Annotated in this window: 17 protein-coding genes, 1 pseudogene and 1 riboswitch; of the genes and pseudogenes, 14 read left to right on the forward strand and 4 right to left on the reverse strand. The window is 70.3% G+C overall.

Annotated elements, in window-relative coordinates:
- The first annotated feature begins 294 nt into the window (after positions 1–294).
- From ACTWPV_RS26540 to ACTWPV_RS26555, 4 genes are all read left to right on the forward strand, one after another.
- A complete protein-coding gene (locus ACTWPV_RS26540) occupies positions 295–825 on the forward strand; it encodes a hypothetical protein (protein ID WP_443153851.1) in 531 nt (176 codons plus the stop codon).
- 494 nt (positions 826–1319) lie between these two features.
- Positions 1320–1940 carry a hypothetical protein gene (locus tag ACTWPV_RS26545; RefSeq protein WP_443153852.1) on the forward strand — a complete coding sequence of 207 codons (621 nt, stop codon included), beginning with the start codon at positions 1320–1322 and terminating at the stop codon, positions 1938–1940.
- Between the two features lie 397 nt (positions 1941–2337).
- A complete protein-coding gene (locus ACTWPV_RS26550) occupies positions 2338–4710 on the forward strand; it encodes a tetratricopeptide repeat protein (protein ID WP_443153853.1) in 2373 nt (790 codons plus the stop codon).
- 66 nt (positions 4711–4776) lie between these two features.
- Positions 4777–5388, forward strand: a complete 612-nt coding sequence (locus tag ACTWPV_RS26555; RefSeq protein WP_443153854.1) for a hypothetical protein — start codon at positions 4777–4779, stop codon at positions 5386–5388.
- Between the two features lie 5 nt (positions 5389–5393).
- On the opposite strand, the gene ACTWPV_RS26560 is transcribed toward ACTWPV_RS26555, so the two are convergent.
- Genes ACTWPV_RS26560 through ACTWPV_RS26570 form a run of 3 tightly spaced genes read right to left on the reverse strand, consistent with a single transcriptional unit; the run spans position 5394 to position 10182 of the window.
- Positions 5394–6140, reverse strand: a complete 747-nt coding sequence (locus ACTWPV_RS26560; protein ID WP_443153855.1) for a DUF429 domain-containing protein — start codon at positions 6138–6140, stop codon at positions 5394–5396.
- Between the two features lie 51 nt (positions 6141–6191).
- The gene (locus tag ACTWPV_RS26565; protein ID WP_443153856.1) at positions 6192–9878 is read right to left on the reverse strand and encodes an nSTAND1 domain-containing NTPase; all 3687 of its coding nucleotides are present in this window, start codon (positions 9876–9878) and stop codon (positions 6192–6194) included.
- The gene (locus tag ACTWPV_RS26570) at positions 9865–10182 is read right to left on the reverse strand and encodes a CU044_2847 family protein (RefSeq protein ID WP_443153857.1); all 318 of its coding nucleotides are present in this window, start codon (positions 10180–10182) and stop codon (positions 9865–9867) included. The genes ACTWPV_RS26565 and ACTWPV_RS26570 overlap by 14 nt, the downstream gene beginning before the upstream one ends.
- A 216-nt stretch (positions 10183–10398) precedes the next feature.
- Between ACTWPV_RS26570 and ACTWPV_RS26575 the strand changes: the two genes are divergently transcribed.
- The 8 genes from ACTWPV_RS26575 to ACTWPV_RS26610 are packed head-to-tail and all read left to right on the forward strand — an operon-like array spanning position 10399 to position 18636.
- Positions 10399–12267 carry a hypothetical protein gene (locus ACTWPV_RS26575; RefSeq protein ID WP_443153858.1) on the forward strand — a complete coding sequence of 623 codons (1869 nt, stop codon included), beginning with the start codon at positions 10399–10401 and terminating at the stop codon, positions 12265–12267.
- Positions 12264–13703, forward strand: a complete 1440-nt coding sequence (locus tag ACTWPV_RS26580) for an extracellular solute-binding protein (RefSeq protein WP_443153859.1) — start codon at positions 12264–12266, stop codon at positions 13701–13703. The genes ACTWPV_RS26575 and ACTWPV_RS26580 overlap by 4 nt, the downstream gene beginning before the upstream one ends.
- Positions 13700–14143: a hypothetical protein gene (locus ACTWPV_RS26585; RefSeq protein WP_443153860.1), complete on the forward strand. Its 444-nt coding sequence runs from the start codon at positions 13700–13702 to the stop codon at positions 14141–14143. Before ACTWPV_RS26580 ends, ACTWPV_RS26585 begins: the two co-directional genes overlap by 4 nt.
- 10 nt (positions 14144–14153) lie before the next feature.
- The gene (locus ACTWPV_RS26590) at positions 14154–14831 is read left to right on the forward strand and encodes an ABC transporter permease (RefSeq protein WP_347643635.1); all 678 of its coding nucleotides are present in this window, start codon (positions 14154–14156) and stop codon (positions 14829–14831) included.
- Complete coding sequence (locus tag ACTWPV_RS26595; RefSeq protein ID WP_443153861.1) at positions 14824–16008, forward strand: ABC transporter ATP-binding protein; 1185 nt, start codon at positions 14824–14826, stop codon at positions 16006–16008. The genes ACTWPV_RS26590 and ACTWPV_RS26595 overlap by 8 nt, the downstream gene beginning before the upstream one ends.
- On the forward strand, positions 16005–16781 hold the full coding sequence (locus tag ACTWPV_RS26600; protein ID WP_347643633.1) for an ABC transporter permease: 777 nt from the start codon (positions 16005–16007) through the stop codon (positions 16779–16781). The genes ACTWPV_RS26595 and ACTWPV_RS26600 overlap by 4 nt, the downstream gene beginning before the upstream one ends.
- Positions 16778–17746, forward strand: coding sequence for a glycine betaine ABC transporter substrate-binding protein (locus ACTWPV_RS26605; protein ID WP_443153862.1), 969 nt, complete (start codon positions 16778–16780; stop codon positions 17744–17746). Before ACTWPV_RS26600 ends, ACTWPV_RS26605 begins: the two co-directional genes overlap by 4 nt.
- 38 nt (positions 17747–17784) lie before the next feature.
- Positions 17785–18636, forward strand: a complete 852-nt coding sequence (locus ACTWPV_RS26610; RefSeq protein ID WP_347643631.1) for an SDR family oxidoreductase — start codon at positions 17785–17787, stop codon at positions 18634–18636.
- Here the strand turns inward: ACTWPV_RS26610 and thiC are convergent.
- Positions 18633–20237 carry a phosphomethylpyrimidine synthase ThiC gene (thiC, locus tag ACTWPV_RS26615; RefSeq protein WP_347643630.1) on the reverse strand — a complete coding sequence of 535 codons (1605 nt, stop codon included), beginning with the start codon at positions 20235–20237 and terminating at the stop codon, positions 18633–18635. The two genes, ACTWPV_RS26610 and thiC, sit on opposite strands and share 4 nt — an antisense overlap.
- A riboswitch (TPP riboswitch) is annotated at positions 20230–20342 on the reverse strand. It overlaps the preceding gene by 8 nt.
- A 146-nt stretch (positions 20343–20488) precedes the next feature.
- Here thiC and ACTWPV_RS26620 point away from each other — a divergent pair.
- Positions 20489–21004: pseudogene (locus ACTWPV_RS26620) on the forward strand (class I SAM-dependent methyltransferase); the annotation flags it as partial.
- Between the two features lie 38 nt (positions 21005–21042).
- Complete coding sequence (locus tag ACTWPV_RS26625) at positions 21043–21390, forward strand: hypothetical protein (RefSeq protein ID WP_347643628.1); 348 nt, start codon at positions 21043–21045, stop codon at positions 21388–21390.
- Positions 21391–21395 lie beyond the last annotated feature (5 nt).

Here is a 21395-nt window from a genome sequence, read left to right on the forward strand (position 1 = left end):
TGACGTGACCACGCGACCACGCCAGTGATCCCGCTGAAGCCGCATCGATCCTGGTGGCGGGCGTTCCCAGGTAGGGCCGGCCCTACCGAAACCCCGGGCCGCCGCCGAAGTGCGCGGCATGGTGATGTACGGGATGTCCGGAGAATGCCCGGTCATCGTCCTGGCCGGGCCGTCGTCACCAGGAGAGCGTGACAGGGACGAGACGAACAGCCAGAAGGCTGTTCGACCACCTGATGAGGGAACGGATTCGCTGCGGCACGTCGTGGCTCCACGGCCCTCGGAACGGAAACCACCATGAAGAGAATCCACCTGCTCCTGTCGGCGCTCGCCGCCGCCGTCCTCCTCCTGGCCGCATCCGCGGCCCCCGCGGCAGCAACCGCCGAAACACCGGCCCCATCCGGCCAGTACTGCGTGATGGTCATCGGCAAGGCGCCGCCAGGAAAGGCGTCCCCCGTCCGGTCACACGAATGCGCCGACGACTATGCCACCGCCTCCCGCAAGGCCGGCGCGAGCGACACGGTGCTCCTCATGGAGTGGTTCTGGAACGCCAACAACTCACCCTCCAACCTGACCCGCATCCACGGCGACTACGGCAACTGCGACGCCGATGGCTATCACATCAACATCCTCGACCATTGGGCTAACAACATCTCCGGCTTCAACTCCTACAGCCGGTGCAACGTCGTCACCGGATACAACTTCACCCTGTGGGAGGGCGACCGCCAGACGTGGTCGATGAACAAACCCTGCCAGTGCCTCCTGCAGGGATGGGTGGGCTCGTACATGAACGACCGCATCGAGTCCTTCTGGATCCGCCAAGGCTGACCCGACCTGTTCATGCAGAACGAACCGGAAGGAGGGCGGGCACCCGGCCCGCCCTCCTCTCGCCTTGTGCGCTCCTTCGACCCGTGGAAAGAGACCCATCTCCCGCTATACCGCCGCACGGAATTGTTCGTAGCGTTCTGCAAAAGTGTATTCGGTTCACCTGAAACTTGCACCGCAGCAATCCGTCGTCGCCTACGCTATCGCGACTGCAGCATCGTCGTAACTCGCATATGAGTCGATCACGCCGTGCAGGCTATCGAGGCGAAGCCAACACCCGGTGACCGTTCCCGGTCAGATCACTAGAGGTAGCCACTACAGGACGACAGTCGCGGGCCTACGCTTGAACTTCGGGAGATCTGGGCATTCAGCCTCAGCCCCAGCCTCGAGATATCTGGCCCTCGGAGACAGCCGCTCTGCTATCGCAGCCGCCCCGCCCGGAATGTCGCGCTCGAACCATCCACCGGGCGGCCCTGAACATCGCGCATGATGGCGACATGCCGCATCTTCTAGTGTTTGGGGAGCAGAAGATCCGCCATATCACCGTCTACGCGCTCCTGCTGGCCGTAAGCGCCGGCGTGGCCGCAGCGCTGGTCGTCCCTGACTTGCAGGTGGGGAATGCTATGGTGACCGACCCGCAATGGTCCGAACAGCACATCGCGGAGTGGCGCATCCAGGCGGTCCTGGCCTACACCTCCGGTAGTGCGGTCGGGCATGTGTGCGCTCTGCTCGCCGGACTCCTGGTCGCGCGGTGGAGCATGACCGATGCCCGTCAAGCCGGGTTCATCACGGCACTGCTTGCGGGTTCGGGGCTGGGAGCGATCCAGTTGGCGGTGGCGTCATGGGCGGCGACGCCTCTCCTGTACGAGCTGTCGGACTTCCCCGGGACGGGCGACCCGATGGAAGACTGGGTTGTCAATCCGGGCCTCCAACACCACGTCCCCGTGTTGGTCGGCATGGCGTTGACCTTCGCTGTGTTCCTGGCAGTTGCGGCTGCCGGGTTCTGGATGGCCTACCGGGCGGTCCTACTGAGATTCGTCCTGGTGGGGATAATCGTGGTCGTCATGCCCATCGCCCTCTTCTTCACCACCGCCATCGCGTTGATTCCGCAACCCTAGTGTCGTCATGGGCGCACCATCCGCGGACGCCGCCCGCGCAACCCACGGAAGGTGCTTGCCGGCGGCCTTTGTGGCCGGTTCCCTTTGGGGACATAGGTGTGGCGAGCGCCCTTGGATTTTCCACAAGCCCGCCGAAGTCGCGTTATCCGAGTGAGCTACTTCGTACAGTGACCACATGGATCCGGTGAGCGTCGTGGGGGCGTTGGCGGGAGTGGCCGCGGTGCTCATCGCCGCCCTGCAGTTGCGCCGGACCCCCCGGCAGGGCGCCCCGGCACCCGTGGTCCCGCCTCCTGCAACGCCTCCGCCTCAAGTGTCTTCCTCCGAAACGCGTCCGCCCGAAACGCCTTCCCCGGAAAACCTTCCGGCTGACGTACGGCCGGGGCCGTGCGCCGTCCCGGTGCTGCGGGCGCCGATCGGGCGGCTGCCCCAGGTGCGCGGCAGGGAGGACGTGCTCCTGCGGTTGGAGCAGCGCCTGGCCGAGCCGGACGGCGCGTTCCACGTGTTGGGCGGCCTGGGAGGGGTCGGCAAGACCACGGTCGCGCTCGCACTCGCCGAGCGGGCGCGGAGGGCGGGTCGGCGCGTGTGGTGGATCGCCGCGACGGACGCCCAGACGGTGACGTCGTCCCTGCTGGCCCTGGCCGCCGAGCTGGGCGCGCCGGCGATCGCGATCGGAGAGGCACGCGCCGGACGGCGCGATCCGGCCGACGTGCTCTGGACGCGGCTGGAGGAGCGGACCGGCTGGCTCCTCGTCCTCGACAACGCCGACGATCCGCGGGCGCTGGAAGTGGCGGGGGCACCGGTACGCGACGCGACCGGCTGGCTGCGGCCCACGACGTCCGGGCTCGTCGTCGTGACCACCCGCGTCGTCGAGCAGCGGGCCTGGGGCCGGTGCGGCCGGGTTCACCACGTCCTGTGCGTGAACGAGGACGACGGGGCGAGAATGTTGCTCGACCTCGCCGGGGAGGCGGGCACGCTGGAGCAGGCCGGCGCGGTGGCCAGGCGGCTGGGCGGGCTGCCGCTGGCGCTGTCTCACGCCGGTAGCCACCTCAGTTCTCCCTTCTCCAAGGAGAGGACCTTCCCCGACTACCTTCTCGCCCTGGACGACCGCTTCCCCGCGCTGCTCGGCGGCAGCGGTGGCGAGCCGTCGATCACCACCACGTGGGAGATCTCCCTTGACGCCCTCGCCGGGCGCGGGTGCCGGCAGGCCCGCCCTCTGCTGCGGGTGCTGGCCTGCCTCGCCCCCGCGGTGGAGATCGACACAGCGCTGCTGGACGCCGCGCCGCTGGGTGAGATCTGCGGCGGCGAGCACAATGTACGCCCCGGGCTGGAGGCGCTGCGGTCCATGGGCCTCATCCAGGCTCGCGCGCCTGCCGGGACGCTGGTCGTGCATCCCCTGGTCGCCGAGGCGAGCCGTACGCGTCTCACGCCGGACATCACCACCGTCGCGGTCGCCCTCCTGCGCGGCGCGCTGTGCGGCAGGCGTCACGACGCACCTGGCGACTGGCCCGCCTGGCAGGACCTGATGCCTCACCTGCGCGCCCTGCTGTCCATCACGTCCTCGGCCCTGGACGAGCGGACGCTGGTCGAGCTGGCCGAGCTGGTGAGCCGCGCGTGTGGAGCGTTCCGGGCGAGCGGCTGTTACGCCGCCGCCGCGGAGCTCGCGACGCTCTCGCTGCGGCAGGCCGACGTTCTGGGGGCGGACCATCCGGGCGTCCTCGCTCTGCGCCACCAGCGTGGCGCCGCGTGGGCGTGCATGACTCGCGCCGTCGAGGCGGAGGCGGAACTCGCCCGGGTCCTGCGCGCACGGGCGGAGCTGCTGGGCGAGGAGCACCCTGACACGCTGGCGACTCGGCACGACTTCGGATTCGCCCTCTTCGAACAGGGACGGTACGCCGAGGCCCACACCTGCTACGAACAGACGCTGGCCACGAGGACGCGGGTGCTGGGCCCCGACCACCCCGACACCCTCACCACCTGGCACGAGGTCGGGCGTGCCCTCGCCATGCGCGCACTCCTCAACGAGTCGGAGGCGGTGTGCCGCAAGGTGGTGGAGGCGCGCGCCCGTGTCCTCGGCCCTGAACATCCTGACACGCTGGCCAGCCGGTTCTACCACATCCGGGCCGTCGGCGATCTCGGCGACTACGCCACGGCGGAGAAGGGCTACGCCGACCTCCTCGCCACCCGCGTCCGCATCATCGGGCCGGACCACCATCTCACGCTGCGCACACGCTTCAACTTGCTGATGAACGTGGCCTTGCAGGGGCGCACCCGCGAGGCCGCGCGGGGCATGGCCGACCTGGCGGCCTACCAGGCCCGGGTGCTCGGACCGGCTCACCCCGACATCCTGCTCACCAGGTCGAACAGAGCCTGGATGCTCCGCGACATCGGCCAGGAGACCGAGGCCGAGCAAGAACTCGGCACGATCAAGGAGGCAGCCCAGCGGGTGTGGGGTGAGAACCACGTCTACACCCTGGACATCCGCTACGAGCTGGCGCGCACGTGGCGGGTCACCGGTGCGCACGATCGGGCGGAGGGCGAGCTGCGCGACGTGCTGCGGCGCCAGGTCCGCGCGCTCGGGCCGGGGCACCCCCAGACGATCGCGACCCGTTACGAGATCGCCCGTGTCATGGAGGAACGCAGCCTCTGGGACCAGGCGTGCCGCGAATACCACGCGGTGCTGGAGCTTTACCTGACCACGTGCGGCCCCGACCACCCGCAGACCAAACGCGCGGAAGAGCGCCACAGAAGAGCGTCCCTGCAGGCCCGCTAGGCCACGGATTCGGCCACATCCGTCAGCTCCGCGAACGCCGCCCGAGCTTCGCACATCTCAAGCATCATGATCAGACAGACGTTGACGGCGGCACTCGTGGCCGGCTTCCTCCTGGCGGGCACGGGTGCGGCGAGCGCGGAGGCGAAGTCCATCCCCAAGGGGTTCCTGCTGACGGAGGCCAGGGCGAGAGGACCGCTCCCCCCTGAAGCGGTGAACGAGGAGTGGTGGAAGATCAGCGACAGCCTGTCGAGGCGGCTCGTCCTCAATCCCTGCGCCACCAAAGGGAAGCCACGCGACGGCCGTGTCGCGATGCGTACCATCACCGTTCTGACCAGCGCCCCCTCCACCGGCGCCGAGCAGCTCCTGATCTACGGGAGCACGAAGTCCGCCCAGGCGGCCTTCCGTAAGCTCCTGGCCGATGCGAAGCGATGCCCCAGGACCGGCTTCCGTTACTCCACCAAGTCCGTGCGCATCGGCAGCGAAGCCATGTACGTGGGAAAGTATCACTTCACGAACGGCAAGCGGGAGGCGGACCCGGCGCTGCGGTGGGTTGTCGGGCGCCGCGGGAAGGCGCTGTTCCTCTACACCCACGATGACGTGCACCAGTGGAAGTGGCTGGCGAGTCAGGCGAAGAAGATGGCGAAGAAGGTGTGCGGCATCCGGGGCGTCTGCGGCTGACGACCTCAGGGCACGAGGCTGTTCAGGGGCGTGGTCGGCAGCGCGATCCAGCCTTCCGTGGCCGCGGCCTGCGCCTGGTTTCCGGCGGGCACGGTCGCGAGGCCGAGCGCCGACGCGCGGGCCGCGAGCGCGGAGATGACGGCGTCGGTGGCGTCGTCGGAGGCCCGGCAGAGCGGCTCATGCCCTCCCAGGTCGAGCCACGGCGCCGCCTCCCGCAGGCGGTCGACGAGCTCTCCCAGCCCGGCGAGGTTGGCGGCGCGCTTGTAGCCGCGGTGGGGCAGCCCCCACTGCTTGAGGCAGGCGGCCGGGTAGACCTCGACGACGGCCCCGCCGCCTCGCCGGTCGACGGGCTGACCACGCCGGGCCAGCTCGGCCAGCAGCGCGGCGCAGCGCATGGTGGCGTGGCCGATGCGGTCGGCTGAGACGCTGAGCGGCGTCAGCCCGGTCTGCGCGTGCACCACCTGGTCGGTGACCCGCCAGGCCAGGTCACGCCGCCAGTCCCGGCCGGCGAGCCCGTCCGGCACCTGGACGTGCCCGGCACGGTGGGCGGTGACGAAGTCGACGAACCTCTCCGGCCACCCGAGCGGGCAGTCGATCGCCGCCTTGCCCGCCTCCATCGCCGCCTCGACGATCACGTCGTCGCCCGCGCCGGTCCGTACGTTGACGAGCCGCGCGCAGCCGTCGTGCCAGTCGAGCCAGGCCACCGCGGTCCGCGCCGCCTCCGCAGCCATGTCGACGCCGACCGTCACCATGTCTTCACGTTAGGCCCCGAGGCCATGAACGTTCCGATCGCCATCGGAACGTCAGGCGCCGGTGCAGGTCGGGCTCGAGTCCTGGCCGACGAGGTAGGTGGCTCGCTCGGCCGCGGTGAGATCCCGCCGCACGGCTTGGCAGATGCGCCTGGTGGCGACTTCGGGGTCGGCGACGCGAGCGAGGAGGCTGACGTCCCAGGACTGGCCGCCCCGGGACAGCGTCGCGCCGTCGGAGCTGAAGGCCAGCGTCCGCCGGCCGTTGAGCATGGCGGCCGAGTTGTCCTGGCGGCCGGCGAAGGTGACGAGGTGGCGGGCGGACGTGACGTCCCAGAGGTTCATCCTGCCGCAGTGATCAGCGATCGCCAGTGTCCGGCCGAGGGGATCGAAGACGGCCTCGCTGACGATCGGACCTGTATCGTCCTCGCACTGTGTAGCTGTGACCTCGAAGCGGCTCGTCTGTCCCGTCACCCGGTTCCACGAGCCGACCAGCCCGATCTCATCGATGGCGATCAGATCGTCGCCGGCGATGGCGATGCCGAGGATCGACCGCTTGGTGAACCGTGGCACCCCTTTGAGAGGGGCGCCCGTCGTCACATCCCAGAGCTGGATGGATCCGCCGCCGCTCGCGGCGAGCGTACGGCCGTCCTGGCTGATCGCCAGTAAGTCGATCGCGTTCAAACCGTGTCTGACAGAGCGGCGGCGCCCGGTCTTCTCCTGTATCCACAGTTCCTTGCCGCCGCTGTCCACAACAGCGGTGATCCGGCCGTCCGGGCTGCGAGCGGTGATCTCTCCGGCCTGAGTGCCTGAGGATGAGCTGGACAGGGGCCTGCCGATGGTGGCGTCCCACACCCGGACGGCGCCGTCCTCGCCTCCGCTGGCGAGAGTCCGGCCGCCGGCGCTGTAGGCCAGCGAAGTGATGGCGCTCGTGTGACCGGCGATAGTGGCGCGGACGTCCCGCGACGCGGTGTCCAGAAGATGGATCGTCGACTCGTCGGTGCCGCCTCCGGCGGCAAGGGTCCGGCCGTCCGGGCTGAACGCCACCGCGTCGACCCGGTCGGCCACGTCCATGGGCCGGTTACGGTCGCGCCGCACATCCCACAGGCGGATTGTCCAATCGTCATTCACCGTGGCCAGGGTGTCGTTCGTGGGCCCGAAACGCACCACTCTCAATATGGTCCCTGTCTGGGTCAGGCTTCTCACCTGCCCGGTGGTCAGGTTCCGCAGCTCGATCCGGTCGGAGGCCTCGGCCAGGGCCAGCGTCTGGCCGTCCGGGCTGAACGACACCGACCACGCGAGCCCCTGGCCCGGCAGTTTGTCCGGCTTCGGCTCCCCTTTGCGCCACAGCCAGGTCGACCCGTTGGTGGCGATCGCGAGCACGTTTCCGTCGGGGCTGAAGTCCATCTCGTTCACCCTCTCGTCCAGCGTGGCGGCTCCCCACGCCGACACCACCTTTCCCGCACCGGCGGCGATGGTCGCGCCGTCAGGGCTCAACGCCAGTGCGGTGATCTCGCCGCCCATTTCGCGCCGGGCGCGGAGAGCACCGGTTTCCACGTCCCACACCTGCACCGACCGTCCCGCGCCGGCCACGACGGTCTGCCCGTCTCCGCTGAGGGCGACCGCGGCCACCCGGCCGGCAGCCACGAACCTGCGATGGAGCGGGAGCCCGGCTGCCGCGCGCAACATGGCCAGTGACCGCGCGTCGGGATAGGTCTGAAAGGCGCGGGCGGCCAGCAGCGCGGCCGTGTCCGGCTCGCTGTCGATGAGATCGCCGGCCACGACGGACAGCTGTCGTGACAGGGCCTGCCGGGCGCCGTCGGCGGCCACCTGCTGCTGCCAGACGGCGACGCCTCCCGCCACGAGGGCCACCACGAGCGCGCTTGCCAGGATGAGGTTGATCCGCCTGGCGCGCCTGATCGTCGCCTGCTGGTTGCGCAGGCTGGCTTCGACGAACGCCTTCACTTCGCTCGGCAGTGCCCGCTCTCTCTGCCAGGCCAGGCCTTCCGCCAGGTCGGTGCCGCGCAGCAGATCCTCCGTACTGCGCTTCCGCGACCAACGTTCTTCGGCTACGAGCACCTGGTTGAGCCAGGTGTGGAACTGACCGTCCTGCCTGACCCACTCGCGCAGGTCGTCCCAGTCGCGGGCGAGCGTGTCGTGGGCGAGTTCGACAACGCGATCATCCGGGTCCGGCTCTGACGAGGTGGCGTACGTCGTGATGACGCGGTCGTGCGCGAGCGACCGGAGGACCTCATCGGCGCCCGGCCCGGCAAGTTCCCGCAGGCGGCTGATCGGCTGCCGTTGGCGGGTCGCGGGGACACCGCGCTCCGGCTCCTGGGGGCGCACCAGCGCGGTGAGGATCGTTCTGGCTGTGGCGAGCTGCTGGTCCTTCAGGTGGCTGAGTGCCGTCGAGCACCAGGTGGCCAGGCTTCCCGCGACCTTGCCGATCGCCTGATAGTCCTGGTGGGTGAGGCGGCCGTCCTGCCGGCGCTCCCACAGCTGGGCGAGGGCCAGTTCGAGAGGGGCCAGCGCCGTGACGGGCGCGCTCCCGTTCTCCATGACGTCGGCGATGACGCGTTCGGCCAGACCCGGGTCGAACGCCACTCCGGAGCGCTCGACGATCGCCCTCAGGTCGCTCCTGCCGAGGGTGGCCGGCACGTTGACCTGCCCCTCGGCCGACAGATCCAGCAGGTCCGCGGCCTGGGCCGCCAGCTGCGGGAAGAAATCGTTGCGCATGATGAGGACGACGCTCACCGCGGCCCGCGAGTCGGCCAGTTCCATGATGTGGTCGATGGCGGCCCGGTCGGTCAGGAACTCCTCGAACTGGTCGACGACCAGGAGCAGCCGCTCCTCGCCCCGGCCGGGCACGCCCGGAAGCTTCTGGCCGGATCCGGTGACCAGCACCTGCTGCCAGCGATCGCTGCCGGGCAGCGCGCCACGCGCGAGCGCGGGCAGGACCCCGGCCTGGACCATCGACGACTTACCTGAGCCTGACGGGCCGAGCAGCAGCAGGAGCCGGCGTGGTCCGCGCAACCGGTTCACGACGGCTTCCACCACCGCGTCACGGCCACGGAACAGCGACTCGTGTTCAGCTCTGAACACCTCCAGCCCCCGGAACGGGCTCTCGGGCGTCGTGAAGAGCACGGGCCGAACCGACCTGAGGGTGTCAGCGCTGGTCGCGTAGGCGACCGTCAGGCCTCTGGAGAACCCGTCCGGTTGCGTGATGGCGGTCAGCATGCCGATCACCAGGCCGGTCGACTCGTCGGCGACGGGCGCCCCGCTGAAGCCCTCCGTGAATCCGTTGGCATCGGTGAGCTGGAGCCAGCCGCCTGGCCGCGCTGCCGGCAGGAGGTCGCCTGCCCTGGCGTACCCGAAGTGGCCCGCGGGCGGAGCCTGCGCCGGATAGCCGAAGGACCGCACGGGGTGATCGCGAGTCCCCGCCGCGGTGCTCAGGCTCAGTGCCCGGGCTCCGGCGGGGACGTCGAGCAGCCGCAGAAAGGCGATGTCCTCGGCGTCCGGCGCGCGCCACCCCTCCCGGAGCACCAGCCCGACCGCGTCCGCGTCGTCGCCGAGCCCGGGAAAGGCCAGCTTCACCCGGCCGCCTGGTCCGTGACCGGCCTGCGCCACCACGTGCGCGCATGTGACCAGTTCGTCGGGGCCGACGAGGAAGCCGGCACCACATATCACCCCGTCATCGGAGACCAGCTGTGCGACACCCCGGCTGAACTCCTCAGCGCTGAGCACGCTGCCACTTGGCTGTCACCTTGATATGGCAGCCAGAATCGACCTTGGCGATCACGGCTCCGGCCTTTGCCGCCAGGTTCACCCCGAACTCGATTTCCACCTCGTCCGGAGCAGCCGTGCGGAGCTGGACGATCGCTTCCTTGGCCAGCTCCGCCACCGGCGCCATGACCTTCTGGAAGGCCGCCGGCAGATCTTTGATAACGTCACCGCGCCCTATTTGGACGGGTCCGTCACTTTTCGCCCCATCGGCCTCGACCAGAATCGTGCTTCCGTCTTCCAAGGACAACCGTGCGAGGTCGGCCATGAGGGCCCTCCCGGGGGTCAGCGAGTCCGCGAATGTCATGACAACAGAATGATCAGGCCGCGCAGGGTGACGCCATGCGTACCGTGATGATTTCGATAGCTACCCTTCCGGTACGCCGACGATCGGCGATATCGCAGCTATGAGTTAACCGTCCCACGCGCCGGCGAAGCGGATTAGGCTCCAAGTGATCCCCGTCATATGAGGGCGCCCCTTCACATGAGCGATATCAAGCAGAACGAACCGGCTGCGACAGAGCCGGGTAAGTCGCAGGTCGCATCAGCGGTGCAGACGGCGGTGATCGGTGCCCTGGCCGGCGCGTTCGTGACGTGGATCTCCGCGCCGTGGCTCGACCTGTTCACGAGCCAGCCCTTACACATCCAGCTGTGGGGGTCGCTGGGGACGGGCGTCCTGGTCGGGGCCGCGGCGCTCATCCCGGTGTTGCGCGATCTCATCCAGAAGCACCCGAAGGAGGTCAGGACGGCGCTGTGCGTGCTGGCCGGCGGGGCGCTGGCCACCGGGGTGTGGACCGGGGTGCGGGCGGTCGCCGCGGACGACCAGTGCCCGGCGCCTGCCGAGCTGCGGCTGGTCACCGCGCCCGAGAACGTGACCGAGCTGACCGCGCGCGCCCGGAGCTACGTGCGCGAGCACCAGACGGAGGACGGCTGCCCCGTGGTCAGGATGACCGTGGCGGTGGCGCCGCCGCCCATCCATCTCCATGACGCCTTCGACAACCGGTGGGAGTGGCGGGAGGACCGTCGCGACCAGCCGTACGCCCGCCTCTATGACCTGCAGCCCGACGCCTGGGTCGCCTCTTCCGCTGCCGAGCCGGACGAGCTCAGGGCGGGCGAGCTCCGCTCGCTCGGCGCTCCGGAGCCGGAGGACGCGGTGGGGCGTGACCAGCTGGTCCTGGCGATGACCGGGCAGCGGCACGAGGAGCTGGGCACGTACATGGACAATCCGGACGGCTATGCGTTCGGCGAGGTGTGGGACACGCTGACGAAGAAGATGGGCATGACCATCGCGCGGCCGTTCCCCGAGACGTCCGTGGCCGCGCTGATCGGCACCCACGACGTGTTCCACGACCGCGGGCTGCCCGAGTCGCGCTATCTGGAGGCCGAGCAGGAGCTGGTGGAGAACGGGCTCGGCGCGGACACCGTCACCTCGTTGTTGTGCGAGTTCGACCGGCTGGCCGACAGGTCGGGCGCCGGCGATCCGAAGATCGCGATGCTGGTTCCCGCGCACAGCGTGGACGACTTCAACGCGGGCCGGGTGAAAGGCTGCGAGGGGACGGGTGACAGCGCGCGCCTCGTCGCGGTGCGGCACCACGACCTGAGCACGCTCGACTACCAGTTCGTCAAGGTGTCCTGGCCGGACCAGCGTTCGGCCGAGCGGGAGAAGCTGGTCGACCACTTCGGCGCGTGGCTGCGGGCCCACCCGCTCTTCCCCAACGCGCCGGGGCCGGCCGACGGCGAGCTCGACCGCCATGACCTCGGGCGGCTCAAGAAGCTGGTGCTGGACGAGCTGCGCCCGAAGCTCGACCTGCGGCTGCTCGTCGACACCTCGGGATCGGCGGACCGCCCGGTGCGGGTCCGGGCCGCAGAGGCGGTTCGGGCCAACAGCCGGCTGCTCGGGCCGCGCGACGGGGTCCGGGTGTTCGGCCTGCACGCGCGTACGAGGAACGGGCCCGCCGAGGTCACGAGCATCGCCGCCGACAGCACCAGGGAGCAGCTCGGCGCCGTGGCCGCGAGCATCGAGAGCACCGCGTTCGACCACTGGGACGCCCCCGCCTCCGCGGGGCTGACCCGGCTGGGCACGGGCGACGAGGCGGTGGCCGCTCCCGTGGTGCTGCTGACCGACGGCAGGTTGTTCGACAACGAGGGCAGGGGCGAGGCCGCGAAGGTGATCGCCCGAGCTCTGGAGCGCGCACCGACGGTCTCGGGTCTGTACGTGGTCGTCTTCGGACAGGACGCGTGCGCCGTGACCGCGCTGCCCGGCTCGGGCAAGCCGTACCGCTGCGTGACGGCGAGCGAGGGCGCGGACAAGGCGCTCACCCGGGCCATCATCACGGTGCGGGGGTGGCGATGAGGACGTGGCTCCAGGCAGGCCGGCGCGAACGTGTCCGGCGCAGGAACGTGGTGGCGTTCGGCTGCGGCGCCCTGCTGATGGTGCTGCTCCTGACCTGGCAGTCCGGCCTGTCCGCAGGACCGTCCCAGCCGGACCGGCCCCGGTCGACGATCTCCCCGCCCTCGGTGCCCGTCACGCCTCAGGAGAGCTGCGGCGGCAACGACGCCGAGCTCGTCGTGGCCACCGGCGACGACGTCAGCACGGGCAGCGTGCGGCGGGAGGTGATCGAGGAGTGGAACGGCCTGCTGAAGCCGCCCGGGGACCCGCGGGCCAAGCTGCTGGAGCTGTCCGCCAGCACCGACGTGCGGCGCGCCCAGATGGCGGCGCTGGCGCAGGCGGGCAGCTGCGCGTACGACATCCTCGTGCTCGACGTGGCGTGGGTGACCGAGTTCGCCCGGCACGGCTACATCCAGCCGATCGATCTGGCGGATCGCGACGACGAATTCCTGTCCGGCCCGCTGGGGGCCGGGCGGATCGACGGCGAGCAGTACGGCGTGCCGTTCGCCGCCGACGCGCCGCTGGAGTTCCGGCGGCTGGACCGGCGGTCCGGCGGCTACCTGCTGCAGCTCGACGACAACGAGATGGGCACCATCAATTTCCTGGAGACGATCGAGCTGGCCGGCGGGAAGGTGCTCGGCGGCGACGACAGGACCTCCATCGTGCTGGACCAGCAGCGCGACGCCACGTGGGAGGCGCTGAGGTCGTTCAGGCGCACGCTGTCCACCACGGGGGAGAACGTCGCGGTGCTGCGCGAGTCGCTCCAGATGGACGAGGACGCGAGCGTCGTGGCCTTCAAGGAGGGCCATGTCGGCGGGCAGCCGGTGTCCTGGATGCGCAACTGGCCGATCGCGTTCCACCAGCTGGCGGCCGATCCGCGCATGCGCGACTCCGGCGAGGACCTGCGCTTCGACGTGTACGCGCCCGCCGCGCGCGGCGGCGTGCTCGGCGGGTCGGTGCTGGCCGTCTCCCAGCACATCAAGCCGGCCAAGCTGGCTCCCGCCAGGCGCCTGATCGACCGGCTCACCAGCCCGGAGGTGCAGGCCACGTTGTTCGCCTGCGGCGGTTACTCGCCGGTGCTCACCGAGGTGTACGAGCGCTACGCAGGCGGCGGCGGCCCGTCGTGCCAGCGCCAGGACGGCTCCGACATCACCAACCCGAGCCTGGACGAGCTGGCGAGGCTGGCGGCGGAGACGAAAAGGTCGATCGACCGGGCCAGGCCGCGGCCGAAGTCGCCCTACTATGCCCAGTTCAGCGAGCTGTTCCGCCGGTGTGCCCGGGGCGTCTGGGAGGACAAGGTCTCGCGGGAGACGTTCTTCGCGTCCGTGGACGCGCTGGAAGGGGCGCTGAACGGCCGGGTGCAGGACGACCGCCCGCTCTGCGGAAAGGACGGCACTTGACAGAGGCTTCGATGACGGCGGGTCCGCGGGGGAAGCTGCTCGTACGGGCCGTGATCTGCGTGCTCGTCGCGGCCGGGCTGGCGATCTTCGCGGGCGGCCCCACGTGGGTCGTGGTGGGGCTGTCGATCGCCTTCATGGCCGGCTCGTTCCTTACCTCCCTGCCCACCGGGCAGTTGCTCGCGCGGTCCGCGGACCCGGCTCGGCACATCACGGTGGTCATGGTGGTCCATCTCGCGCTGCAGGAGCTGATCCGCCTGGGGCTGGTGCTCTGGTCGGGCATGAGCGCGGTCGAGGCAGCGTGGATCGGGCTGCTGACGTGGAGCCTCGTGCTGCCGCTCGGGCTGGTCGGGCTGAGGTGGTGTTGTGGCTCGTCTGAGACAGGTGTGACTAAAGGGACAAAAGTGTCAGTTGCGATGTTTGGTACGTCGAATCCCGGTTAGTACGTAGTCGATGACCCTGTGGGAGTACGTCGAGGACCGGTGGGACCTCATCCTCTTCGAGACGGCGCAACACGCGAGCATGGTCGCCCAATGTGTCCTGGTGGCGGCCGTCCTTGGCGTGCTCATCGGCGTGGCCACCTACCGCCGCCCGCGGCTGGCCTCGCTGGCCACCGCCTCCTCCGGGGTGTTGTTCACCGTGCCGTCGCTGGCCATGCTGGGCCTGCTGATCCCGGCGCTCGGGCTCGGGGTGGCGCCCAGCGTGACCGCGATCACCCTGTACGCGCTGCTTCCCATCATCCGCAACACCGTCGTCGGCCTGCAGGGCGTCGACCAGCTCGTCGTCGACGCGGCGCGCGGCATCGGGATGGGCCGGGGCCGGTCGCTGGCCAGGATCGAGCTGCCGCTGGCCTGGCCGGTGATCCTCACGGGCATCCGGGTGTCCACGCAGCTGGCCATGGGCATCGGCGCGGTGGCCGCGTACGTCTCAGGGCCTGGGCTGGGCGAGCAGATCTTCTCCGGGCTGGCCAGGCTGGGCGGCGCCAACGCGGTCAACTCCACGCTGACCGGCACGATCGGGGTGGCCATCCTCGCGCTGCTCTTCGACGGCTGCTTCGTGCTGATCGGGAAGCTGACCAGGCCGGAGGGCCCGCTGAGCCGGCGCCTGACCACAGGAGGCGTCCGTGGCTGACCAGAGCACCGCCGGGGTGCCGATCGAGTTGCGCAAGGTGACCAAGGCCTTCCCCGGCGGCGGCGACCCCGCCGTACGCGAGCTCGACCTGAACATCCCCGCGGGCGAGATCGTGGTGCTGGTCGGGCCGTCCGGGTGCGGCAAGACCACCACCATGCGCATGATCAACCGTCTGATCGAGCCGACCTCCGGCGACATCGTCATCGACGGCCGCAGCTCCCACGACATCGACCCCGACCGGCTCAGGCGCAACATCGGGTACGTCATCCAGCAGGCCGGCCTGTTCCCCCACATGACGGTGGCGGCGAACATCGCCCAGGTGCCGAAAATGCTCGGCTGGGACCGCGCCCGCATCGCCGAGCGGGTCGACGAGCTGCTCACGCTGGTGGGCCTGGACCCGCAGGTCTACCGCGACACCTTCCCGCGGCGCCTGTCCGGCGGCCAGCAGCAGCGCGTCGGCGTCGCCAGGGCGCTGGCCGCCGACCCGCCCGTGCTGCTCATGGACGAGCCGTTCGGAGCGCTCGACCCCATCAGCCGCGAACGCCTGCAGGACGAGCTGCTCGGCCTCCAGGACGACCTGGCCAAGACGATTGTCTTCGTCACGCACGACATCGACGAGGCGCTGAAGATCGGCGACCATATCGCGATCATGAAGGCGCCCGGCCACATCGTGCAGTACGCCAGCCCCGCCGAGATCCTCACGAACCCGGCCGACGACTACGTCGAGCAGTTCCTCGGCGCCGGCTCCTCGATGCGGCTGCTGCGCCTGACCAAGGTGGGCGACATCGAGGTGGACCAGGTGCCGTACGCGTCGGAGGACGCCGATGCGGCCGGGGTGCTCGCCGAGATCGAGCGCGACGGCCGGGGCTACGCGCTGATCACGGACGGGATGCGGCGGCCGCTGCGCTGGGTCGGCGCCGAGCATCTCCAGGGCGTCGAGGGGCCCGTCGGCTCGGCCGGCGACCCGATCACCGGCACCCTCGGCCACCGGATGACGTTGCAGGACGCCCTGGAGTCCCTGCTCAACGCCGACAACGACGTGGTGCCCGTGGTGGGCAGGCGCCGGGCGTACGCGGGGGCGCTGTCGCTGAGCACCGTGCAGAACGCGATCCAGACGATCAAGACCAGGGAACGCGAGCGCCGCCTGCACCGCAACCACCCCGGGGAGAGCGGATGACCGCTCCCACGGCCGCCGCCGACGAAGCCGTCAGCCCGGAGCCGCGGCTCGGCCGCTCCTGGCACATCGTGCTGCCGCTCCTCTGCTACCTGGCCGTGGGCGCGGCCATGATCATATATACGCAGTCGGTGCCGCTCGACGGCATCGAGCGCGGCTCGCTCAACCTGCCCTACATCTTCGGCCGCACGTGGGAGCACATCCAGCTGGTGTTCTACTCGACCCTGCTGGTGCTGCTGGTGGCGCTGCCGCTGGGCGTCATGCTCACCAGGGGCGCGATGCGCCGGGCGACACCGTTCGTGCTGGCCGTGGTCAACCTGGGCCAGGCCACTCCGGCGGTGGGGCTGGTCGTGCTGCTGGCGGTGGTCTTCCAGATCGGCTTCTGGACGGCGGTCGCGGCCCTGTTCGCCTACAGCCTGCTGCCCACGCTGCGCAACACCATGGTCGGGCTGCAGCAGGTGGACTGGCGGCTGATCGACGCCGGCCGGGGCATCGGCATGTCGGCGACCAGGGTGCTGTTCAAGGTGGAGCTGCCGATGGCCGCGCCGGTCATCCTGTCAGGTGTCAGGACCACGCTGGTGCTGAACGTCGGCACGGCCAGCATCGCCGCCTTCATCGGCGCGGGCGGGCTCGGCGACCTGATCACCACCGGTGTGAGCACGCAGCGCAACCTGGTACTGGTCACCGGGTGCGTGCTGATCGCGGTGCTCGCGCTGATCATCGACTGGGTGGGCGGGCTCGCGCAGCGGGTCCTCGCCCCGAAGGGGCTGTCGTGAGAGCGTTCCTGGCCCTGCTGCTCGTCCTGGTGCCCGTTATGGTGACCGCCGGGTGCGGGCTGCAGCCGGCGTCGTCGTTCGTGCCGCCGGTCGAGCCGGCCGGCATCCAGCCCATCCCGTCGCTGGAGGGCACGCCGATACGGGTGACGTCCAAGGAGTTCACCGAGCAGCTCGTGCTCGGCAAGATCGCGGTGCTCGCCCTCACCGCCGCCGGCGCCGACGTGCGCGACCAGACGAACGTGCAGGGCAGCGTCAACGCCCGCGCCTCCCTGACCCGCGGCGACGCCGACCTGATGTGGGAGTACACCGGCACCGGCTGGATCACCTATCTCGGCCAGACCGAGGCGCTGCCCGACCCGCAGGCGCAGTACGTCGCGGTCCGCGACCTCGACCTGCGGAAGAACGGCATCGTCTGGCTGCCGCCCGCACCGCTGAACAACAGCTACGCCATGGGCGTCACCCGGGCCACGTCGCAGAAGTGGGGCGTGAAGACGATCTCGGACATCACGAAGATCCCGGTGAACGAGCGCACGTTCTGCGTCGACCACGAGACCTTCGGCCGCGACGACGGCTTCCTCGGCATGCTCAAGGCGTACGGCATGACCTACGGCAAGGAGGTCCCGAGAGCGAACGTGCGCCTGGTGTCCGTGGGCGTGCTCTACAACTCCGTCGCCAGCGGCCAGTGCGCCGTCGGCATGGTCACCACGACCGACGGCCGCGTCCAGGCGCTCGACCTGGTGCTGCTCGAGGACGACAAGAAGTTCTTCCCCAGCTACAACGCCGCGGTGACCATGCGGCGCGAGCTGGCCGACGCGCACCCCGAGATCGCGAAGATCTTCGCGCCGATCAGCGCCAAGCTGACCGACGACGTGATGCGCGGCCTCAACGCCCAGGTGGACGTGGACGGCGACGTGCCCGCCCTGGTGGCGCGCGAGTGGCTGCGGGACGAGGGTTTCGTCCGGTAAGGGCGTTAGCCCGGCCCGTGCGCGGGCAGCCGCTGGGCATGTCGCAAACACCACCCGCCCAGAACCAGCCGTACCCGGGCCGTACGGACGAGATGGCCCCTGAGCCGCGCGACGAGATGCGCGACTACGTGGGCCGCGACCTGCTGGACGGCAAGAAGGCGCTGATCACCGGCGGCGACTCCGGCATCGGCCGGGCGGTCGCCGTGGCCTTCGCCAAGGAGGGCGCCGATGTCGCGATCGCGTACCTCAGCGAGCACGAGGACGCCGCGCACACCCGCAAGCTGGTGGAGGCGACCGGACGGCGCTGCGTGCTCCTGCCCGGCGACCTGGGCGACCGCGACCACTGCGCGTCCGTCGTCGAGCAGACCGTGGCCGAGCTGGGCGGCCTGGACGTGCTGGTGAACAACGTGGCCTACCAGGCGCCCGTCGACGGCCTGGAGGAGCTGACCGACGAGCAGTGGGAGCACACGTTCGCGGTCAACATCCACAGCTACTTCCGCGTCATGAAGGCCGCGCTCCCCCACCTGCGCGAGGGGAGCGCAATCATCAACACCTCCTCGATCAACGGCCTGCGCGGCAACAAGACGCTCATCGACTATTCCGCCACCAAGGGCGCCATCAACGCCTTCACCTACTCCATGGCCCAGAACCTGGTCGATCGCGGCATCCGGATCAACGCCGTGGCGCCGGGCCCGGTCTGGACGCCGCTGATCCCGGCGACCCTGCCGGAGGACAAGGTCGGCTCGTTCGGCGGGCACGTCCCGATGGGCCGGCCCGCCGACCCGGACGAGATCGCCCCCTCGTACGTGTTCTTCGCCTCCGGCCGGATGTCGTCGTACTACACGGGCGAGGTGCTGGCCCCGATCGGCGGCGAGACGCTGCCCGGTTAGTCCGCGATCGGCAGGTAGACCCGGCCGCCACGCTCGGCGAACTCGGCCGCCTTCTCCGCCATGCCGGCCTCGATCGCCTCCTGCGTGTCCAGCCCGTGCTCGTCGGCGTAGCGCCGGACGTCGTGGCTGATGCGCATGGAGCAGAACTTGGGGCCGCACATGGAGCAGAAGTGGGCGGTCTTGGCCGGCGCGGCGGGCAGGGTCTCGTCGTGGAACGAGCGTGCCGTGTCGGGGTCGAGCGACAGGTCGAACTGGTCCTCCCAGCGGAACTCGAACCGCGCGTCCGAGAGCGCGTCGTCCCACGCCTGCGCCCCCGGGTGGCCCTTGGCGAGGTCCGCGGCGTGGGCGGCGATCTTGTACGTGATCACGCCGGTCTTGACGTCGTCCCTGTTCGGCAGGCCGAGGTGCTCCTTGGGGGTGACGTAGCAGAGCATGGCGGTGCCGTACCAGCCGATCATGGCGGCGCCGATGCCCGAGGTGATGTGGTCGTATCCGGGGGCGACGTCCGTGACGAGCGGGCCGAGGGTGTAGAACGGCGCGTCGTCGCAGAGCTCGCGCTGCAGGTCGACGTTCTCCTTGATCTTGTGCATGGGCACGTGCCCCGGGCCCTCGATCATCACCTGGACGTCGTGCGCCCGCGCGATCGTGGTCAGCTCGCCGAGCGTGCGCAACTCGGCGAACTGGGCCTCGTCGTTGGCGTCCGCGATCGAGCCGGGGCGCAGCCCGTCGCCGAGGGAGAACGACACGTCGTAGCGGGCCAGGAGCTCGCACATCTCGTCGAAGTGCTCGTACAGGAAGCTCTCGCGGTGGTGCGCCAGGCACCAGGCGGCCATGATCGAGCCCCCGCGCGAGACGATCCCGGTCTTGCGGCGGGCGGTGAGCGGCACGTACGCCAGCCGCACCCCCGCGTGCACGGTCACGTAGTCGACGCCCTGCTCGCACTGCTCGATCAGGGTGTCGCGGTAGACCTCCCACGACAGCTCCTCCGGGCGGCCCTTGACCTTCTCCAGCGCCTGGTAGATGGGCACGGTCCCGACCGGCACCGGCGAGTTGCGGATGATCCACTCGCGGGTCTCGTGGATGTCGGGCCCGGTGGACAGGTCCATGATCGTGTCGGCGCCCCACCGGGTGGCCCAGGTCATCTTCTCGACCTCCTCCTCGATGGAGGAGGTCACGGCGGAGTTGCCGATGTTGGCGTTGATCTTGACGAGGAAGTTGCGGCCGATGATCATCGGCTCGGTCTCGGGGTGGTTGACGTTGGCGGGGATGATGGCCCGGCCGGCGGCGACCTCCTGGCGTACGAACTCGGGGGTGACGCCCTCCCGCACGGCCACGAACTCCATCTCCTTGGTGACGATCCCCCGCTTGGCGCAGGCCACCTGGGTCACCGGCTCGCCCGCCGCGCGGCGGGCGGCGACCCACGGCTCGCGCAGGCCCGCCAGCCCGCGCCGCACGTCGGTCTCGACGTACGGGTCGGTGTACGGGCCCGAGGTGTCGTAGAGCGTCACCGACGAGCCGTCGGAGAGGTTGACCTGGCGCTTGGGCACGCGGAGGTCGCCTTCGTAGATCTTGGTAAAGGTGGGGACACGCGCGTCGGTCATCGCGCAAACTCCCTTCGCCGGCATTACCCGGAGCAGGTTCTGGCGGTCGGCGGCTCGCAGCCGTCCTCTCAGCCCGGTCCGCACCGGGCTCCCGCGTTGGACGGCGCTGGTCCTACCCACGCCCACGCCAGGACGAAACATGACATCATCCGCAAAATGGAAGATCCCACGTCAACGACCGCAGCCACCTACGACCACATCGCCCCCGCTTCGCCGCGAACACCGAGCGGCCCGACGCCGGCCTCCAGGCCTTCAGGCAGCGCTTCGCCGACGCCGTGCCCGCCGGTGGAACGGTCGCCGACCTGGGATGCGGGCCGGGCAGGGACGCCGCCTGGCTGGGCGAGCGCGGGCTGCGGGTCGTCGGCGTGGACCGCTCGGCCGCCATGACCGGACTGGCGGCGGCCCGCGGCGTGCCCGCCGTGCTGGGCGACCTGCGCCGGCCGCCCGTGGCCCCCGGCTCGCTCGCCGGCCTGTGGTCGGTCGCGGCCCTCCTGCACGTGCCCGCCGCCGAGACCGAGGCCACGCTCCGCGCCTGGTCACTGACCCTGCGTACGGGTGGCGTGCTGGGCCTGAGCACCTCGGCGGGCGACTCGGAAGGGTGGGAGGAGGTTCCGAGCGGGGCCGGCCGGCACCGCTGGTTCGTCCACCGCGACCCCGGCGCGCTCCTGCGCCTTCTCCACGCGGCCGGATTCGACACCGTCGAGCACGGCCTGAACACCGCCGGGCGCACGTGGCTGAGCGTCCTGGCGATCAAGCGCGAGGTTTGACGGCCCTCTCCAGCGGTACCAACCCCATCAGGGGGACTATGAAAAAGATCGCCGCTGTCGCAGGACTCGTGCTGCTGGCCACGTTCGGCGCCCCCGCCGCCCACGGCGACGGGACGGACCAGCACGAGGTGAGCAAGGAACAGTACCGGACGCTGCTCGCCCAGTGCCGCTTCGCCGACACGGGCAAGGCTCGTTGCCGCTCGACGGTCAAGGAGATCTTCCGTATCGGCGCAAGGGACGCCGACCTGGACTGCCGTACGTACGCCGGCGTGACCGTGTGCGGCACGCTCCAGCTCAGCGAGGCCGAGCGCGCCTGCATCCGCGACTCCGAGGAGCACGGCATCTCGTTCCGCCGCGCCGAAGTGGAGTGCTACGCCTTCTCCTGAGGGGG

It is taken from the genome of Nonomuraea sp. KM88, assembly GCF_052245635.1.
Classification (GTDB): Bacteria; Actinomycetota; Actinomycetes; order Streptosporangiales; family Streptosporangiaceae; genus Nonomuraea.

Bases quoted from the DNA above. Each gene is read 5' to 3' on its own strand.
- ACTWPV_RS26540 (WP_443153851.1), top strand. From the start codon at position 295: ATGAAGAGAATCCACCTGCTCCTGTCGGCGCTCGCCGCCGCCGTCCTC.
- ACTWPV_RS26545 (WP_443153852.1), top strand. From the start codon at position 1,320: ATGCCGCATCTTCTAGTGTTTGGGGAGCAGAAGATCCGCCATATCACC.
- ACTWPV_RS26555 (WP_443153854.1), top strand. From the start codon at position 4,777: ATGATCAGACAGACGTTGACGGCGGCACTCGTGGCCGGCTTCCTCCTG.
- ACTWPV_RS26560 (WP_443153855.1), bottom strand. From the start codon at position 6,140: ATGGTGACGGTCGGCGTCGACATGGCTGCGGAGGCGGCGCGGACCGCG.
- ACTWPV_RS26570 (WP_443153857.1), bottom strand. From the start codon at position 10,182: ATGGCCGACCTCGCACGGTTGTCCTTGGAAGACGGAAGCACGATTCTG.
- ACTWPV_RS26575 (WP_443153858.1), top strand. From the start codon at position 10,399: ATGAGCGATATCAAGCAGAACGAACCGGCTGCGACAGAGCCGGGTAAG.
- ACTWPV_RS26580 (WP_443153859.1), top strand. From the start codon at position 12,264: ATGAGGACGTGGCTCCAGGCAGGCCGGCGCGAACGTGTCCGGCGCAGG.
- ACTWPV_RS26590 (WP_347643635.1), top strand. From the start codon at position 14,154: ATGACCCTGTGGGAGTACGTCGAGGACCGGTGGGACCTCATCCTCTTC.
- ACTWPV_RS26600 (WP_347643633.1), top strand. From the start codon at position 16,005: ATGACCGCTCCCACGGCCGCCGCCGACGAAGCCGTCAGCCCGGAGCCG.
- ACTWPV_RS26610 (WP_347643631.1), top strand. From the start codon at position 17,785: ATGTCGCAAACACCACCCGCCCAGAACCAGCCGTACCCGGGCCGTACG.
- thiC (WP_347643630.1), bottom strand. From the start codon at position 20,237: ATGACCGACGCGCGTGTCCCCACCTTTACCAAGATCTACGAAGGCGAC.
- ACTWPV_RS26625 (WP_347643628.1), top strand. From the start codon at position 21,043: ATGAAAAAGATCGCCGCTGTCGCAGGACTCGTGCTGCTGGCCACGTTC.